Source organism: Micromonospora fluostatini (assembly GCF_050410825.1).
GTDB lineage: Bacteria > Actinomycetota > Actinomycetes > Mycobacteriales > Micromonosporaceae > Micromonospora > Micromonospora rosaria.
Map to the genome: position 1 here is coordinate 3311320 of NZ_CP191251.1, position 16752 is coordinate 3328071.

The following is a 16752-nucleotide window of genomic DNA, read 5'->3' on the forward strand; positions in this document are numbered from 1 at the left end:
GGACGCGGGGCCGGTCGCCGCAGTCGGCACGGCGGTCCCGCCGGGGGGCCGGGGCGGCCCCGCGTCCGGGGCGGGTGCGTGGACCGGTGGCGCCGGCTCAGCCGGGCGGCACACCTCGTCCGACGCGCTTCTTCAGCAGGCCGACCAGCATGTGGTTGACCGAGAGCATGGCGTCCTCGAAGTGGAAGTTGTTGTCGTTGCGCCCCGTCTGCCCCGGGAACCGGGAGGTGCCCGGGACCACCAGGCACACGTCGGCGAGGTCCCGGCACCGGCCGCCGTCGCCCTTGGTCATCGCGAACGTCCGGGCGCCGGCCTTGACCGCCACCTCCAGCGCGCGCACCACGTTCGGTGAGTTGCCGCTGCCCGAGTACGCCATGACCAGGTCCCGTCCGCCGACGAAGGGCTCCAGGGCGGCGGTGTACATGTGGTCCGGGCCGAGGTCGTTGACCATCCCGGTGAGTTCCGCGGCCGAGCCGCACAGGTTCACGAAGGTCAGTCGCCGCACCGCCGCCGGCACCGGGGTGCTCTTGTCCTCGGAGACGAACGGGTGGTGCTTGAAGTCGCAGTACGCGTGGTCGAGGGTGCCGGAGTTGCCGCCGTTGCCCATCGCGTAGACGGTGCCGCCCTCGTCGTAGGTGCGGAACAGCATCTCGGCCACGGTCTCCACCACGTCGACCGGGAACGCGTCGAGGATGGCCCGCTGCTCGCTCAGGTACAGCCGGATGTCGGCCCCGACGCTCACGAGCGGGCTCCCGCGTGCTCGTCCTCGATCCGGCCGTTGCCCCGGTTGCTGTCGTCCGCCCACCGGATCACGTCGTCGAGTTCGGTGGTGGAGACCTCGATCGAGGTGTAGGTGGAGTGGGCGACGACCCGGTGCAGGATGGTCGCCGCCGACGTCCAGCCGGAGCGGCGGCCGTGCACCGTGCGGGGCAGGGTGCCGGGGTCGACGACGGTGCCCCGGTCCGCCGGGGCGGGCACCCCGTTGAGCACCGTGGCCTCCCCCTCGACCACGTAGTTGGTCTCCACCTTGTGTTGGTGCGACTGGAGCGACGACTGGTGCCCGGCCGTCATGTGGATCTGCTTGAGCGCGTACCGCGGGTCGGGCAGGTTGTCGGTGTACCAGATCTCGTGCCCCCACGGCTTCGCCACCCGGTAGCCGGAGACGTCGAGGCAGCGGCCGGTACCGGCGCCGACGAGGGCGGCGGGCTCCGGGGCCTCGTGGGTCGGCCCGGTCACCGAGCCGGCCTCCACCACCAGGGCGGGCTCGACGCCGACCTGCGCGAACCGGTAGGTGGCACCGGCCAGCGCGTGCCAGCCCTGGAGGTAGCCGAACTCCCGGTGGCTGACCCCGGTCGGGTGGCAGGACTCCACCCGTACCCGCCCGCCGATCACGACCAGGGTGCGGTGGTCGCCGGGGTGGTGCCGGTACAGGGTGGCCTGCCCCGGCTCCAGGTGGTGTTCGACGAACAGGTACGGCCGCTCGGTGAGGCCGTCCACCAGGTCCTGGGGCTCCTTCGGTGACGTCATGGTTGGCTGCCCTTCACGGTGTCGGGAGTGGACAGGTGCAGGAACGCGGCGATCCGGCTGGCGACGCCCTCGGCGTCGAGGTCGTAACGGCGGTACAGGTCGGCCGGCGAGCCGGCCTGGCCGTAGTCGCCGACACCCCACGAGCCGAAGCGGACCGGGCGGCCCCGGTGCAGGACGATCCGCCCGACCTCGTCGATGAGGCCACCCTTGACGAAGTGGTCCTCGACCACGAACACGTGCTCGTGCCGGGCGACCAGGTCCCCGGCCGCCGCCGTGTCCAGCGGCAGCGACGAGGCGTTGACCACGGTGGCCCGGACGCCGCGCCCGGCGAGGGCCTCGGCCGCGTCGAGGACGACGGCCACCATGCCGCCCATGGTGAAGACGACGACGTCCGCGCCGTCGCGCACCACGTCCGGCTGGCCGAACCGGAACCGGTAGTGCTCGTCGTGGACCTCGCGCTGCGGCTGCCGGCACAGCCGCAGGTAGCTGGGCCGGTCGTGGCCGACCAGGTAGGCCAGCATCTGGCGGGTCTCGACCCCGTCGGCCGGTTGCAGGATCTCCAGGTTGGGCAGGGTCCGCATCAGGGCCAGGTCGCGCAGGCCCATCTGGGTCGGCCCGTCCTTGCCGATGGCCAGGCCGGCGTGCGTGCCGACCAGGACCACCCCGGCGTCGTTCAGGCCGACCGACTGGAAGATCTCCAGGAACTTGCCGGTGAGGAAGTGACCGAAGCTGGCGACGAAGGGCCGGAAGCCCTCCTGGGCCAGCCCGGCGGCGACCCCGATGCCGTTCGCCTCGGCGATGCCCACCTCCAGGAAGCGGTCGGGGAAGCGCTCCTTGAACACGCTGGTCTTGGTGGCCGAGGCGAGGTCGCAGTTGACCACGACGACCTTGTCGTGGCTGGTGCCGACGGCCGCCAGGGCGTCGCCGAACCAGTCCCGGGTGGCCCTCACGACGACACCCGCCCCAGGTAGGCGAGGGCGTCGCGGTAGACCTCGGTGGTCAGCGTGCCGCTGTGCGCGCCGTTGAGCAGGACCTCCCCCGGGCCCAGGTACCCCTTGCGGGTGTGCGCGATGATCACCGACGGCTGGAGCCGGTGCGCCCGCGCGTTGATCACCGCGTCCCGCACCGCCAGGTGGGAGTGGCCGTTGACGTCCTGGACGTGCCAGTGGAAGGCGCGGAACCGCTCGGCGAGCGGATGCAGGGGCAGCACCTCGTCGAGCGTCCCGTCGTTCTGGCTGCGGTTGTGGTCGACGAGGAGCACCACGTTGGACAGTCCGCTCGCGCCGGCGTACATCACCGCCTCCCACATCTGCCCCTCCTGGAGTTCGCCGTCGCCGCTGAGGCAGTACGCGGTGCTCCGGTCGCCGCGCAGCCGCTTGGCCTGGGCCCGGCCGAGCGCCACCGACAGCCCCTGGCCGAGCGCCCCCGTGCTGACGTCGACCAGGTCCAGCCGGCTGCGGTCGGGGTGGCCCTGGAGCCGGCTGTCGATGCGCCGCAGCGTGCCGATCTCGCCCCGGTCCAGTTCACCGCTGACCATCAGGGCCGCGTACCAGGTCGGGGCGGCGTGCCCCTTGGAGAGCACGAAGACGTCTCCGCCGCCGGCCGGGCCCATCTGGTCGAACTTGAGCACACTGACCAGGTCGACGCAGGACAGCGACGAGCCGACGTGCCCGGAGCCGGCACGGTGGATCATCTCCAGCACCACCGCGCGGACGTCGGTCGCCAGCCGCCCGATCCGGGCCAGGCGGTACGGCAGGTCCGATTCGTCGTCCATCCGGGCGTGGTCGCGCTCACCGGGAATCGTGTCGGCAAAACCCGCCATGACGTTCATGGACCTGCCACCTCTCCTGGAGAGAGAATTCTGATCATTTCTTCCCGCCTTTCCCAGGCATGGCCGCACCCGTCCACAGGCAGGGCCGCATCGCGACCGAACCTTTCAGACGGCAGCATCGATTGCCGCCGGCCAATGCGAGCGGATCTCTGCGACGTGTGGAGCGGGTGGTGTCCCACCCGGCACGGGCAGCCAGAAGGACCGAAGCAGGCCCAGCCCGAGGTTGCCGCACCGTTGTGCGCGCGAACAAAATCCGTCGTCGCCACCGCGCTGCCACCTGTTCCCAGCCGGGCGACCAATACGAGAGTTACATCCACCACCGTCACCGTCAAGCACGGCCCGAGCGGAAGAAGCAATGGTGGAAAGGCTTTACTTCAGTCAAACGTGATATGCGTCACATTAAATCCGCGTTACGCCTCGAAGCAATTCCCACCGACCCCGGACCCCTCCTCACCGACGCCCCGGAATTCGATTTCGACCGACGGCACGACGAGGCACCCCGACCGGTTATCCGATCGAGGCGCACACATATCCCGGCCCCGGTCCCGATTCCGCCGTGCGGCTCACCGCCCGGGTGGCCGGGAACCCGGCGGACCGCCCGGGATCCCGCCGTCAGGCGCGGCTCACGCCAGAGCCACCACCTCGTGCGGCACGTACGGCTCCGCCAGCCGGGCCAGTTCCTCGTCGGTGAGCGTGAGGTCCAGCGCCCCGAGCGCCTCGTCGAACTGCTCCACCCGGGTCACCCCGAGCACGGGCGCGGTGACGACGGGATTGCTCAGCAGCCAGGCCAGCGCCACCTGGGCCCGGGGCCGGGCCCGCTCACGGGCCACCTCCGCCAACCGCGCCGCCACCGCCCGGTCCGCCCGCTCGGTCCGGGCGTACAGGCTGTGGCCGAAGGCGTCGTCGGCGGTGCGCTCCGTGGTGGCGTCCCAGTCCCGGGCGAGCTTTCCGCGCGCCAGCGGGCTCCAGGGCAGCACCCCCACGCCCAGGTCCCGGCAGAGCGGCAGCATCTCGCGTTCCTCCTCCCGGTAGATGAGGTTGTAGTAGTTCTGCATCGAGACGAACCGGGTCCACCCGTGGCGCTCGGCCAGGTGGACCGCCTTGCTGAACTGCCAGGCGTACATCGAGGACGCGCCGAGGTAGCGGACCTTGCCGGCTCTCACGACGTCGTGCAGCGCCTCCAGCGTCTCTTCGATCGGGGTCGCGTGGTCCCACCGGTGGATCTGGTACAGGTCCACGTAGTCGGTGCCGAGCCGGCGCAGGCTGTTGTCGATCTCGGCCAGGATCGCCTTGCGGGACAGGCCCCGCTGGTGGGGCCGGGGCCCCATCGGCAGGAAGACCTTGGTCGCGACGACCACCTCGTCGCGGCGGGCGTACTCGGCCAACGCCCGGCCGAGGATCTCCTCGCTGGAGCCGTCCGAGTACGCGTTGGCGGTGTCGAAGAAGGTGACGCCGGCGTCCAACGCCCGCCGGATCACCTTCCGGCTCTCCTCCTCCGGCAGCGTCCACGAGTCCGCGCCCCGATCGGGCTCGCCGAAACTCATGGCGCCCAGGCAGAGCCGGGACACGGTCAGACCGGTCGACCCGAGCCGGGTGTACTCCATCCGAACCTCCTCCTCGTACGGGTGGACGGGCGGACCCGTCCCGGCGGCCTCAGTGGGCCGCCCTCGGCAGGGTGAGCAGGACCAGGGCGCCACCGACGGCCATCACGGCGAAGACCATCGCCATCCCGAACGTCTCGGTGAGCGGCCCCACCACGACCGGCGCGGAGATCGCCCCGATCCGGGACAGCGCCGACACGATCGACGCGGTCCGGGCCGGGGCGATGCCGTGCCGCACGGAGAGGTGGTCGGCGGCCCCGAAGAGCATGGGAAAGATCGGACCGGCGCCGAGACCGGCACCGGCGATGGCGGCCAACGCCCACCAGGCCGACGCGTCCACCGCCGTCACCGCCAGGCCGGCGAGCATCGACCCGACCACCGTCGCCCCGGCGACGGCGGCCACCGGGACGGTGCCGAACCGGCGCACCGCGACGTCGAGGACCAGCCGGGACGCCACCAGCCCCGCCGCGAAGACCACCGGGGCGGCGGCGGCCACCTCGGGCGGCGCCAGGAGGCCCCGGCTGAGCAGCAGCCCGGTCCACTCCTGACCGGGACTCTCGACGTAACTGGCGGCCAGCGCGGCGAGGGCGAGGACCGGCAGCACGTAGCGCAGCCGCCGGGCTCGGGCCGACCCGGTGGCGACGCCCGGCGCGACCGGGTCGGTCGCGGCCGGGTCGATCGCGGCCGGCTCGGTGCGCACCGGCGGGTCGTCGTCGGCCGGGCCGGCCCGGCGCCGCAGGACCAGGACCGCGACCTGCGCCGCCACCGCGACCACGGTGACGACCGTGACGTGCGCGACGACCGGCACCCGCAGCCCGGCCGCGGCGGCGCCGAGCACGCCCGCGGCGGTCAGCGACAGCGACCAGGTGGCGTGCATCCGGCCCATCAGCGAGGTACGCCGCCGCTGCTGGCCCCGCACCGCGACGGCGTTCATGCCGACGTCGTGCGCGCCGTCGAGAACGCCCATCAGCAGCAGCGCCAGGCCCAGGAAGAGCAGTTCCGGCGCCCAGGCCACGGAGACCGCCAGCACCGCGTACCCGAAGCCGGCCAGCAGGGTCGCCCCGAAGTCGCCCCGCGCCCGCACCAGGGCCGGCGCGACGAGCGAGCCGACCAGGCCGCCCAGCGCCGAGGCGAACAGGACCACCCCGAACGCCGTCTCGCTGGCCTGGGTCCGGTCGGCGATCTCGGGGTAGCGGGTGAGCAGGGTGCCGTACATCGCCCCGTTGACGGCGAACGCGACGGCGGGCGCGAACCAGTCCAGCAACCCCGGACGGTTACCGATGGTGCGCACCCCGATGGCCATGCGTTAAACTTATACGCATCAGAAGACCGGCACAATTCAAGGACAGGTTCCGATGCCCACCGGTCCCCGACCACGGATGACCGACCTCGCCCGGGCTCTCGGGGTCAGTCAGGCGACGGTCAGCAACGCGTTCAACCGGCCCGACCAGCTCAGCCCCGAGCTGCGCGAACGGATCCTCGCCGCCGCCCGGCAGGCCGGCTACCCCGGCCCGGACCCGCTGGCGAACACCTTCCGGCGGGGCCGGACCGGCGCGATCGGGCTCATCGTGCACGAGCCGTTGCAGTACCTCTTCGAGGACGCGGCGGCACAGCTCATCATGGCCGGCGTGGCGCGGGCCTGCGGCGAGCACAGCTCCTCCCTGGTGCTGGTGCCCCGGGCCGAGCCGGGCCGACCCGACGTCGTCTCCTCGGCCCTGGTCGACGGGTTCGTCGCCTTCTGCGACCCCCTCGAACCGGACCGCCGCGAGCTGCTGCGCCGCCGCCGGCTGCCGGTCGTCGGGCTCGACGCCCCGATCGCCCCCGGCGAGCCCTACGTCGGCATCGACGACCGGCACGCCGCGCGCACCGCCGCCGCGCACCTGGTCGCCCTGGGCCACCGCCGCTTCGGGGTGATCAGCTTCCGGCTGGCCCCCGACTCGACGCCCGGCGTCGTGCCGACCGGGTTCGACGCGCCCACCGGGTACGTCGCCAACCGGGCCCGGCTCGACGGGTACCGTGCCGGGCTCCGCCCGGCCCTGGACGCCGGCGGCACCGCCACCGTCGCCGCCGCCGGGGGCGTCGAGGAGGGCCACGGCGCGGCGGTCGCCGCCGACCTGCTCGACCTGCCCGACCCACCCACGGCGATCCTGGCGATGAGCGACCGGCTCGCCCTCGGCGCCGTCGCGCTGGCCCGCGCGCGCGGCCTCGACGTCCCCGGTGACCTCTCCGTCATCGGCTTCGACGACGTGCCCGCCGCCGCCACGGCGACCCCGCCCCTGACCACCGTGGCCCAGCCGCACGCCCGCAAGGGCACCGAGGCCGTCCGGCTGCTCTTCGAGAAGGAGCGCGCAGCGACCGCCCTGCTACTGCCCACCCACGTCGTGGTCCGCGGCTCGACCGGGCCGCCGTCGCCCGCCACCGGGTGAGCACCGACCGTCAGGAGAGGACGATGGAGCATCCCGCCGCCGCCCAGGTCGCCCTGGACGCCGTCCGCCGGCACGTCGAGTCCGCGCGCCCGGACGCGCCGACCCGCCCCGGTCCGCCGACGTCGGGGGCCGCGCCCCGGATCCCCCGGGCCCGGCACCGGGCAGCCGGGGCCCTGCGCCGGCTGGCCGACTGGATGGAACCCCCGGCGTCCGCCCTGCGCGTCGGCGAGTGACCGGCACCGGCCGGGTGACCCGCCGCAGCGTTCAGCCGGCCAGGGTGGCCAGGTGCCGCAGGGCGAGCCGGTACCCGTCGACGCCCAGACCGCAGATCACCCCGGTGGCGACCGCCGACACCACCGAGTGGTGCCGGAACTCCTCCCGGGCGTGGATGTTGGAGATGTGCACCTCGACCAGGGGGCCCCGCAGCATCGCGCAGGCGTCCCGGACCGCGTACGAGTAGTGCGACCAGGCTGCCGGGTTGAGCACCACCGCCGCGCCCTCGTCGGCGGCGGCGTGCAGCCAGCCCAGCAGCTCGTGCTCGGCGTCGGTCTGCCGGACGGTGACGTCCAGCCCCAGCTCCCTGCCGGTGGACTCGCACAGCTCCACCAGGTCGGCGTAGCTGGTCACCCCGTACACGTCGACCTGGCGGGTGCCCAGCCGGCCCAGGTTGGGGCCGTTGAGCACGTACACCCTTCGCACGCTCACGGGTGGGCCACCTCGCGGTAGGCGGCGTGCAGCAGGTCGTCGTCCGGGCCCTCCAGGATCGCCGGGCGGGCCAGCCCGTCCAGCACCACGAACCGCAGCCGGTTGCCGCGCGCCTTCTTGTCCACCCGCATGGTGGCCAGCAACTGCGGCCAGGCGTCGGCGGGGTAGCTGGTGGGCAGACCGAGCGCCGCCACGGCGCTGCGGTGCCGCTCGGCGGTCGCCTCGTCCAGCCGGCCGGCGAGCCGGGCCAGGGTGCCCGCGTAGACCAGGCCGACGGCGACCGCGTGCCCGTGCCGCCACCGGTAGCCCTCGACCTTCTCGATGGCGTGCGCCAGGGTGTGGCCGTAGTTGAGGACCTCCCGCACCCCGGACTCGCGCAGGTCACCGGAGACCACGTCGGCCTTCACCCGGATCGCCCGCTCGATCAGCTCCCGGGTCACCGGGGCGGTCGGGTCGGTCGCCGCCGCCGGATCCCGTTCCACCAGGTCGAGGATGACCGGGTCGGCGATGAACCCGCACTTGATCACCTCGGCCTGCCCGGCGGCCAGGTCGGCGGCGGGCAGGCTGTCGAGGGTGGCCAGGTCGGCCAGCACCCCGACCGGGGGGTGGAACGCGCCGACGAGGTTCTTGCCGGCCGCCGTGTTGATGCCGGTCTTGCCGCCCACCGCCGCGTCGACCATGCCCAGCAGCGAGGTCGCCACCGGCACCCAGCGCACCCCGCGCAGCCAGCAGGCCGCGACGAAGCCGGCCAGGTCGGTGACCGCGCCGCCGCCCACCCCGACAACCGCGTCGGTGCGGGTGAAGCCGGCCGCGCCGAGCCGTTCCCAGCAGTCGGTGGCGACCTCGATCCGCTTGCCCGCCTCGGCGTCGGGCACCTCGATCGGCAGCGGTTCGACCCCGGTGGCGCGCAGCCGCTCGCCGAGGGCGTCGGCCAGGTCCTTCAGCGGGGGCGTGTGCAGCACCGCGACGCGGTCCGCCCCCGGCAGCAGGCCGGGCAGCGCGTCGAGCAGGTCACGTCCCACCAGTACGTCGTACGGCCGCTCGCCGCCGACCGGAATCCGGGTCTCCTCGTCCATCGGGGGCAGCCTAGTGGAGCCGGGTTCGGCGGGCCGGCCGACGCCCGGCGGTGCCCGGATGGCGGTACCGGCGACGGTCAGCGCTTGAGCAGCGTGACGATCTCGTCGGCGATCTCGTCGGGGGTACGCCCGTCGGTGACCACGGTCGCGGTGGCCACCTCGGTGTAGAGCGGCCGGCGCTGGTCCATCAGGTGTTTCAGCGTGGCCCGGGGGTTGATCGCCAGCAACGGCCGGCCCGCCCCCAACCCGACCCGCCGGACCGCGTCGGGCAGCTCCACCGACAGGTGCACCACGGTGTGCCCGATCAGGGCGGCGCGGTTCTCCTCGGCGAGCACCGCGCCGCCGCCGAGGGCGAGCACCCCGGCGTGCGAGGCCAGCGCCGCCGCCACGGCCGCCCGTTCGAGGGCCCGGAAGTGCTCCTCCCCCTCGTCGACGAAGATCTCCGGGATGGGCTTGCCGGCCATCCGCTCGATGTCGCCGTCGGTGTCGCGGAACGCCACGCCGAGCCCGGCGGCGAGCGTCTCGCCCACCGTCGTCTTGCCCGACCCCGGCGCTCCGACCAGCACGACCAGTGGCTTCGTCACGGCAGCGGTCACCGGATGACCAGGGCGTCGAGGTACCCGGCCAGGTTGCGGCGGATCTCGGCCACCGAGTCGCCGCCGAACTTCTCCACCGTCGCCTCGGCCAGCACCAGGGCCACCATCGCCTCGGCGACCACCGCCGCGGCGGGCACCGCGCAGACGTCGGAGCGCTGGTTGATGGCGGTGGCCGGCTCGCCGGTGGTGACGTCGACCGTGGCCAGGGCCCGGTTCAGCGACGAGATCGGCTTCATCGCCGCCTTCACCCGCAGCGGCTCGCCGGTGGTGATGCCGCCCTCCAGACCGCCGGCCCGGTCGGTGACCCGACGCACCCCGGTCGCGGTGGGCACGATCTCGTCGTGCGCCTCGGAACCCCGGGACCGGGCCTGCTGCCAGCCGTCGCCGATCTCCACGCCCTTGATCGCCTGGATCGACATCAGCGCGGTGGCCAGCCGGGCGTCCAGCTTGCGGTCCCACTGCACGTGGCTGCCCAGACCCGGCGGCACCCCGTACGCGAGGACCTCGACCACGCCGCCGAGGGTGTCGGCGGCCTTCTTCGCGGCGTCGACCTCGGCGACCATCCGGGCGCTGGCCTCGCTGTCGAGGCAGCGCAGCGGGTCGGCGTCGATCTGCTCGGCGTCGGCCGGGGTGGGCCGCAGGCCCGGCTTGGCGGCGACCGGGCCCAGCTCGACCACGTGCGAGACGATCTCGATGCCGAGGGCCTGCTTGACCAGCGCCTTGGCCACCGTCCCCACGGCGACCCGGGCGGCGGTCTCCCGCGCGCTGGCCCGCTCCAGGATCGGCCGGGCGTCGGTGTGCCCGTACTTCTGCATCCCGGCGAGGTCGGCGTGGCCGGGCCGGGGGCGGGTGAGCGGGGCGTTGCGGGCCTGGCTGGCCAGTTCGTCCGGGTCCACCGGGTCGGCGGCCATCACGGTGCGCCACTTGGGCCACTCGGAGTTGCCGACCCGGATCGCCACCGGGCTGCCCAGGGTCACGCCGTGCCGCAGCCCGCCGATGATCTCGATCTCGTCCTGCTCGAACGCCATCCGCGCGCCCCGGCCGTAGCCGAGCCGGCGGCGGGCCAGCTCACGGCCGATCTCACCGGTGGTCACCTCGACCCCGGCGGGAACGCCCTCCAGCAGCGCGACGAGGGCGGGACCATGCGATTCACCTGCAGTCAACCAGCGCAACACAGCGGTCAGTCTGTCACGCCCGGTGGCCGCGCCCGCGTACCGCCCGGCGCGTCCCGCCCTGCGGACGGCTTGGCCCGCCGCCGGGCCGCCCGGTCCCGCCACAGCGCCACCCCGGCGGCGACCCCGACCGCCAACAGCACGACGGCGAGCGACAGCCGCCACCAGCGACCCTCGGCCGGCCCGTCGACGGCCGTGATCCCGAACGCGGCGGCCAGGCTGAGCGGCAGGAGGGTGAGCGCCTGGAGGGTGGTCACGCGGCGGGTCGGCCTGCGGTGGCGCGGACCACCCGGCCGCCGCTGGTCGTGCCGGTACCCGAGGTACGTGCCGACGTAGCCCGCCACACCGAGAACGGGCACGAACCCCGGCGGCGAGGGCGACCGCCCGAACAGCGACGGGTACGCCATCTCCACCAGCAGGCCGATCGCGACGATGGCCAGCAGCCGCGGCGCATGCCCCAGCGCCGACCGCCAGAGCCGTCGTCCGTCCATCGCCGCCCCCGTCACCGGGCCCGCCGCCCGGCGGGTCCCCACAGCGAGGGGTACCACGTCCGGGCGGCGGCGAAACCAGCTCCGTCCACTGTGGTGTGCCGCACGGTCGGACGGTGGCGCACCACGGGTGACTCAGCGGTCGGCGAGGATCCGGGCGTCGCCCGCGATCACCCGGGCGACGCCCGCCGGGACGAGCTTGCCGGCCTGCCGGTCGGCGTACCGGGACAGCTCGTCGTAGCGCCCCTTGACCAGGTGGTTGAGCAGCACGGTGAGCGCCTGCTCCTCGGCCCGTGAGGTGAGGATCAGGTGCCCCAGGCCGGCCTGGGTGGCCGTCACGGTGACGGTGCTCGCGGTGGTGACCGTGCCGGCGGGGCCGGTGGCCTCGGCGCGCAGGGTGTGCGTGCCGAGGGCCAGGGTCCGCAGGTCCAGCGGCTCACCGACCGGCACGGGACGGCCGTCCAGGGTGACGCTGACCGTGTCGGCGCCGGTGGCCGGCACGGTGAGCACCGGCTGCTGGGCGCGGTTCAGCTTCGCCCCGTCGGCGGGCGCGGCGATGCTGACGGTGACGCCCGGCTCGTTGCCCTCGTCGGGCTGCTGCCCGGCGGCGTTCCAGCCGGCCAGCTCGGCCGGGCGGTCGGTGATGACGCCGTCGACGCCGAGGTCGTCGAGCTGCTTCCACTGGGCCGGGGAGTTGATCGTCCAGACCATCACCGCGATGCCGGCGGCGTGCAGGTCGGCGACGATCCCGGGCCGGGTGGCCAGCGCCGCCCCGGACGGGTTGTACGCGGTCAGCCCCAGCTCCCGGGCGGTCGCCACCGGGTCGGCATCCAGGGTGCCGCGCAGCAGGCCGGTGGGCAGCTCGGGGGCGAGGTCGCGGGTGTACCGCAGGGCGTCGACGTCGAAGCTCTGCACGAAGACCCGGCCGGTCATCCGCTCGGCGCGGATCACCTCGACGATCGTCGCCACCTGGTCACGGGTGTGTGCGCCCTTGATCTCCAGCAGCAGGTTGCCGCCCCGGGTCCGCAGGTCGGCGAGCTGCTCGGCCAGGGTCGGCAGCGCCGCCCCGGCGAAGTGCGGGGCGAACCAGGACCCGGCGTCGAGGGTCTTGAGCTGGGCGGCGGTGAGGCTCCGGATGGGGCCGGTGCCCGGGGTGGTCCGGTCGACCGTGGTGTCGTGCAGCACGAAGGGCACCCCGTCGCTGCTGGGCTGCACGTCGTTCTCCACGAAGTCCGCGCCGGCCCGGCGGGCGACCTCCTGGGCGACCAGGGTGTTCTCCGGGGCGGCCGAGGAGGCGCCCCGGTGCGCGATCACGGTCATCGGGGCGCCCTCGGGGCGCAGGTACCCGCTGTCCGGCAGTTCGGTGACCCGGACGTCGTCGAAGGAGACGGTGCCGCCGTTGACGACCAGCGCCTGTCCGCCGTCGGCGGAGCGGGCCAGGCTGCTGGTGGTCAGCAGTTGACGGCCGTCGAGGAACCAGCGGGCCCGGTTGCCGTGCACCTCGATGGCGACGCGTACGTCCCGGCCGGTGCCGGCGGCGTACCCGGCGGCGGCGGTGTTCGTGACGTTCCAGGCGTTGCCGGTGGTGAGCTGGGCGAACTCCAGCCCGTTGGCGGCCGTGGTGCCGCTGCGCATGGTGGCGATCCACCACGGGGTGGAGCCGTCGGCGGGCACGTCCAGGCCCAGCGCCGTCCAGCGGGTCGGCTCGGCGACCGACTCGAACCGTACGGCGGCCTCGAACCGGAAGTTGGTCAGGTGCCGGCCAAAGGTGATCTTCCTGGTGCCGCTGGTGGCGGTGCCCCGCAGCCGGCCGTCGCGCACCGTCCACTCACCGTCGACCGCCCGCCAGCCGGCCGGCAGGGTACCGGCGGAGAAGTCCTCGTCGACGACGACGTCCGGCGATTGGGCGGCGGCCGGCGCGGCGGGGTGGACGGCGGCGACCAGCCCACCGGTCACGGCGAGCGCCGCGCCGACGGCGACCAGACGGGACGGTCGGCCGGGCGGGGTCGATCCCGCCAGCCGGCGGGCGGTCACCGGCCGCAGGGCCCGCCGCAGCAGGGCGGAGCAGCGAAAAGTCAGCATGGGCGCCGACGCTAGGGGCGGGTTCGGAACGGCCGGTGGCGCGCAGGGCGACTGTCGACACCGACCAGGTTTCCGGCAGGTGGCCACCGACCTCCACGGTCGAGGGTCATCGTGGGGTGCCGGCGCCGCCCGGTGGGCATTGCGGGCCCGGCAGCCACCCGTCGGGACGGGCTTTCCGTCGAGGCTGGACCGCGCGCCTACCGGGTGGTCATCCGGTCCGGATCGCGATCAGGGACTTGGTCATGCCCAGCAGCCGTTCACTGCGGATGGCGGCGTCCGGAAAGAGGTGCCGCATCTCCGCCCGACCGATCAACTCGGTGGTGAGAACCTGCTTCATCGCCAACTCGTACGGTTTGCCCGGGTTGTAGGCCAGCGGCCACGTCCGCGCGACGAATACCCGTGCCGGCAGTGGCAGGAACTGCATTCCCGGCGCCACCCAGTGCGGCTCCACGGGAAAGTACCGGTACGGGGTCTGCACCCAGTACGCGGGTGCCAGATCACGGACCGCCTCGGCCATCCGCCGCCGGCGCTCGTACCCGCCCACGTGCTCCAACACGCTGTTGCTGAAGACCAGGTCGTAGCGGCGGGTGCGAATTGCGGTCGGCAACTCGCAGGCGTCCGCGTGATCCGCCTCCGCCCATTCCGGCAGCTCCGTCGGCAACGGCTCAAGATTGATGACGTGCACCCGCTTCGGCCGGACCGGAACCCGGGTCCAGTTCTCCACCCGGCCACCCAGGTCGAGAATGTCCATGTCCGCCAGATCAGGAAACATCCGCGACATCCACGCCGCCCGACGCTCCCGGCGTCTGGCCCCGAAAGAGGTGGGCGAGTCGACGAGTCGGAACCTGACCGAATGCAGCACCATGAAGATGAATACTGCTATGCCACATTGATGTCCGCCACCGTACTGAAATGATCCGTCAGTGACGCTCGGCACGCCGCCGGTCGGCCTCCGGGGCGGCGGTCCCTGCCGCCGGCCGACCGGCGGTCGGCGTGCCACGTGGACGATCCGTGCTCAGATGCCCCGGCCGCGCTTGTGGAGCGTCCGCAGCACCGCGTCGGCGCGGACCATCCGACCGGCGACGGCCAGCGCCAGATAGGCCCTGGGCTCCCGGGGGTTGTCCCGGATCGTGCGCCGGGCCCAGTGCACCGCGCCCCGCCGGTCCCCGGAGGCCGCCCGCGCGAAGGCGATCTGCCCGGTGACCCGGGCCTGTCCGGCCGGCTGGGTGGCGAACTCGGGATAGCGCTCCAGCAACCACTGCAACGCCGCCGAGATGGTGTCCCAGCGCTGCGCGAAGTAGGACCGTTTGTGCCAGCGGACGAGCACGTACGGCACCATGAGGTTGACCAGCGGGGCACTGCGGGCGGCGCGCAGCAGGAACTCGTAGTCCTCGGCGTAGCTGCCGGGGATCTCCTCGTCCACCAGGCCGAAGCCGTCGCGCAGCGCCGTCGCGCGGATCACGAACGTCGACGGGTGCAGCTCGGTCATCCGGTCCCGCAGCAGCTCGGCCAGGGTGATCGTCTCCCGGTCGAGCACCCGGTCCACGCTGCGGCCGTCGTAGCTGACCCGGATGCCGCAGCTCACGAACTCCGCCCCCGGCACGGCCGTCAGGGCGGTCACCTGGGCGCTCAGCTTGCCGGGCAGCCACTCGTCGTCGTCGTCGCAGAAGGCGATCAGCTCACCCTCGGCGGCCAGGGTGCCGCTGTTGCGGGCCCCGGCCAACCCGGGCGAGCGGTCGTTGGCGATCACCCGGACCCGGCGGCCCGGCCGGGACAGCTCCTCCAGGGAGCGGTCCGGGGTGGACTGGTCGTGGACCACCACCACCTCGATCCGGCCCGGGTAGTCCTGGTCGAGGATCGCGACGACGGCGGCGCGCAGCAACTCCGGGCGGTCCCGGGTGGGCACCACGGCGCTGACCGTCGGGTACTGCTGGGTCATCGGGTCGGCTCTCCGTCCGTCACGCGGCCTCCCGGCCGCCACCACGGCCGGCTGCGCCGGCGCGGGGCGGCGGCCACCAGCCCTTCCACGATCTGCCCGACCCGCTCGACGGCGGCCAGCCGGGCGGCGGCCGTAGCCTCGTCGGTGGTCACGGTGAACCGGCCGGGGTCGGCGAGACCGGCCTCCAGCGCCGCGAACAGGGCGTCGCGGGACTCGCAGAGCGCCACCAGGCCGGCCGCGCCGAGCCGGCGGGCGAAGAGAAGCTGGTGGTTGTCGACGTGTTCGCCGTACGCCGGATCGCGGGGCACCACGATCGGCAGGTGCCCGTGCCGGCGGGCCTCCAGGATGGTCGCCGGGCCGCCGTGGCAGACCACCAGGTCGGCGGCGGCCATCGTGGTCTGCAGGTCGGCGTGACCGAGGAACGGCGTCGCCCCCGGTGCGGCCGGGGCCCGGGTGTGCCCGTGCTGGACGGTCAGCTCGACCCGGAACGCGACACCGGTATGCCACTGTTCGAGCCAGCCGACCAACCGGTCGAAGGGGTGCTTGTCGGTGCCCACCGCGACGAGCAGCCGGGTCCGGGAGCCGGTGCCGGCCGGCGTGGTCGTGGTCGACTCGACCGCCTGCGGAGGCCGTTGCCGGGGGATCCGGGCCGGGGCGCCGACCTGCGGGGCGCCCGGGGCGGACGTCGTCGGGTCTCCGGTCACAGCAGCGTTCCCACCACGGTCGCCTCGGGGTACTGCCGGCGCTGTTCCTCCCACTGCACGAGCATGGCCGACAGGAACGGCCGGCAGAGCCGGGCGGTGAGCGTCGCCGTGTCGATCCGGTCGTACACCTCGATGTAGACGGTCGGGATGCCGCGCAGCCAGGCGAGCACCACGAACGGCACCGCCACCCCGGCGCCGGTGGTGACCACCGCGGCGATCCGGCGCTGACGCAGCACCCGCACCGCCAGCCAGGCGTTGCGCAGCAGGTTGGGAATGTTGCGGGTGGTCGGGTGGTACGCGGGCACCAGGTCCTCACCGGTCAGCAGCGACACCGCCTCGGGGGTGTCGAAGGTGACCCAGCACCGGGGCCACCTCTCGTACCACGGCCGCAACGCCAGCAGTTGGGCCAGGTGCCCACCGCTGGAACCGACCAGCAGCAGAGCGGGAGGACCGGCCGGGTCCTCGACGGTTGTGTCCACGCGACTCCCCACAAGCACGCCCGGAATCCTCGTCAGCAGCGACAATCGGAAGCTAGGAGACCACAGGTCGACCCCAGCCAGAAATCCGTTGGCGGACCGATTATCCGCACCGCACCGGCCCGGACC

General features: G+C 73.8%; 18 protein-coding genes. 2 read left to right on the forward strand and 16 right to left on the reverse strand.

Going from position 1 to position 16752, the window contains the following annotated elements:
* Positions 1 to 97 precede the first annotated feature (97 nt).
* From ACQUFX_RS14400 to ACQUFX_RS14425, 6 genes are all read right to left on the reverse strand, one after another.
* Entirely contained in the window at positions 98 to 742 is a 645-nt protein-coding gene (locus ACQUFX_RS14400; RefSeq protein ID WP_428966536.1) for an SIS domain-containing protein, read from the reverse strand.
* Positions 739 to 1527 (reverse strand): hypothetical protein, encoded by a 789-nt coding sequence (locus ACQUFX_RS14405; RefSeq protein WP_428966537.1) that lies wholly within the window; start codon positions 1525 to 1527, stop codon positions 739 to 741. The genes ACQUFX_RS14400 and ACQUFX_RS14405 overlap by 4 nt, the downstream gene beginning before the upstream one ends.
* Positions 1524 to 2477, reverse strand: coding sequence for a transketolase family protein (locus ACQUFX_RS14410; RefSeq protein WP_428966538.1), 954 nt, complete (start codon positions 2475 to 2477; stop codon positions 1524 to 1526). The genes ACQUFX_RS14405 and ACQUFX_RS14410 overlap by 4 nt, the downstream gene beginning before the upstream one ends.
* Entirely contained in the window at positions 2474 to 3358 is an 885-nt protein-coding gene (locus tag ACQUFX_RS14415; protein WP_428966539.1) for a transketolase, read from the reverse strand. Before ACQUFX_RS14415 ends, ACQUFX_RS14410 begins: the two co-directional genes overlap by 4 nt.
* A 623-nt stretch (positions 3359 to 3981) precedes the next feature.
* The gene (locus tag ACQUFX_RS14420) at positions 3982 to 4962 is read right to left on the reverse strand and encodes an aldo/keto reductase (protein ID WP_428966540.1); all 981 of its coding nucleotides are present in this window, start codon (positions 4960 to 4962) and stop codon (positions 3982 to 3984) included.
* 49 nt (positions 4963 to 5011) lie between these two features.
* Positions 5012 to 6262, reverse strand: a complete 1251-nt coding sequence (locus ACQUFX_RS14425; protein WP_428966541.1) for an MFS transporter — start codon at positions 6260 to 6262, stop codon at positions 5012 to 5014.
* Between the two features lie 52 nt (positions 6263 to 6314).
* On the opposite strand from ACQUFX_RS14425, the gene ACQUFX_RS14430 reads away from it, so the two are divergent.
* Both ACQUFX_RS14430 and ACQUFX_RS14435 read left to right on the forward strand, forming a co-directional pair.
* Positions 6315 to 7385 carry a LacI family DNA-binding transcriptional regulator gene (locus tag ACQUFX_RS14430; RefSeq protein WP_428966542.1) on the forward strand — a complete coding sequence of 357 codons (1071 nt, stop codon included), beginning with the start codon at positions 6315 to 6317 and terminating at the stop codon, positions 7383 to 7385.
* 23 nt (positions 7386 to 7408) lie between these two features.
* Positions 7409 to 7618 carry a hypothetical protein gene (locus tag ACQUFX_RS14435; RefSeq protein WP_428966543.1) on the forward strand — a complete coding sequence of 70 codons (210 nt, stop codon included), beginning with the start codon at positions 7409 to 7411 and terminating at the stop codon, positions 7616 to 7618.
* 31 nt (positions 7619 to 7649) lie between these two features.
* Here the strand turns inward: ACQUFX_RS14435 and aroQ are convergent, their stop codons facing one another.
* The 10 genes from aroQ to ACQUFX_RS14485 form a co-directional block, all read right to left on the reverse strand.
* Positions 7650 to 8084, reverse strand: a complete 435-nt coding sequence (aroQ, locus tag ACQUFX_RS14440; RefSeq protein WP_428966949.1) for a type II 3-dehydroquinate dehydratase — start codon at positions 8082 to 8084, stop codon at positions 7650 to 7652.
* A 2-nt stretch (positions 8085 to 8086) separates the two neighbouring features.
* Positions 8087 to 9166, reverse strand: coding sequence for a 3-dehydroquinate synthase (gene aroB, locus ACQUFX_RS14445; protein WP_428966544.1), 1080 nt, complete (start codon positions 9164 to 9166; stop codon positions 8087 to 8089).
* A gap of 77 nt (positions 9167 to 9243) precedes the next feature.
* Positions 9244 to 9750, reverse strand: coding sequence for a shikimate kinase (locus ACQUFX_RS14450; protein WP_083978522.1), 507 nt, complete (start codon positions 9748 to 9750; stop codon positions 9244 to 9246).
* A gap of 8 nt (positions 9751 to 9758) precedes the next feature.
* Entirely contained in the window at positions 9759 to 10937 is a 1179-nt protein-coding gene (aroC, locus tag ACQUFX_RS14455; RefSeq protein WP_428966545.1) for a chorismate synthase, read from the reverse strand.
* 5 nt (positions 10938 to 10942) lie between these two features.
* Positions 10943 to 11425, reverse strand: a complete 483-nt coding sequence (locus ACQUFX_RS14460) for a hypothetical protein (RefSeq protein WP_428966546.1) — start codon at positions 11423 to 11425, stop codon at positions 10943 to 10945.
* A gap of 132 nt (positions 11426 to 11557) precedes the next feature.
* Positions 11558 to 13504, reverse strand: a complete 1947-nt coding sequence (locus tag ACQUFX_RS14465) for a glycerophosphodiester phosphodiesterase (protein WP_428966547.1) — start codon at positions 13502 to 13504, stop codon at positions 11558 to 11560.
* A 208-nt stretch (positions 13505 to 13712) separates the two neighbouring features.
* Positions 13713 to 14369: a class I SAM-dependent methyltransferase gene (locus tag ACQUFX_RS14470; RefSeq protein WP_428966548.1), complete on the reverse strand. Its 657-nt coding sequence runs from the start codon at positions 14367 to 14369 to the stop codon at positions 13713 to 13715.
* Positions 14370 to 14519: 150 nt separating this feature from the next.
* Complete coding sequence (locus tag ACQUFX_RS14475) at positions 14520 to 15443, reverse strand: glycosyltransferase family 2 protein (RefSeq protein WP_428966549.1); 924 nt, start codon at positions 15441 to 15443, stop codon at positions 14520 to 14522.
* Complete coding sequence (locus ACQUFX_RS14480) at positions 15440 to 16147, reverse strand: glycosyltransferase (protein ID WP_428966550.1); 708 nt, start codon at positions 16145 to 16147, stop codon at positions 15440 to 15442. The genes ACQUFX_RS14475 and ACQUFX_RS14480 overlap by 4 nt, the downstream gene beginning before the upstream one ends.
* On the reverse strand, positions 16144 to 16626 hold the full coding sequence (locus ACQUFX_RS14485; RefSeq protein ID WP_428966551.1) for a glycosyltransferase family 28 protein: 483 nt from the start codon (positions 16624 to 16626) through the stop codon (positions 16144 to 16146). Before ACQUFX_RS14485 ends, ACQUFX_RS14480 begins: the two co-directional genes overlap by 4 nt.
* Between the last annotated feature and the right edge of the window lie 126 nt (positions 16627 to 16752).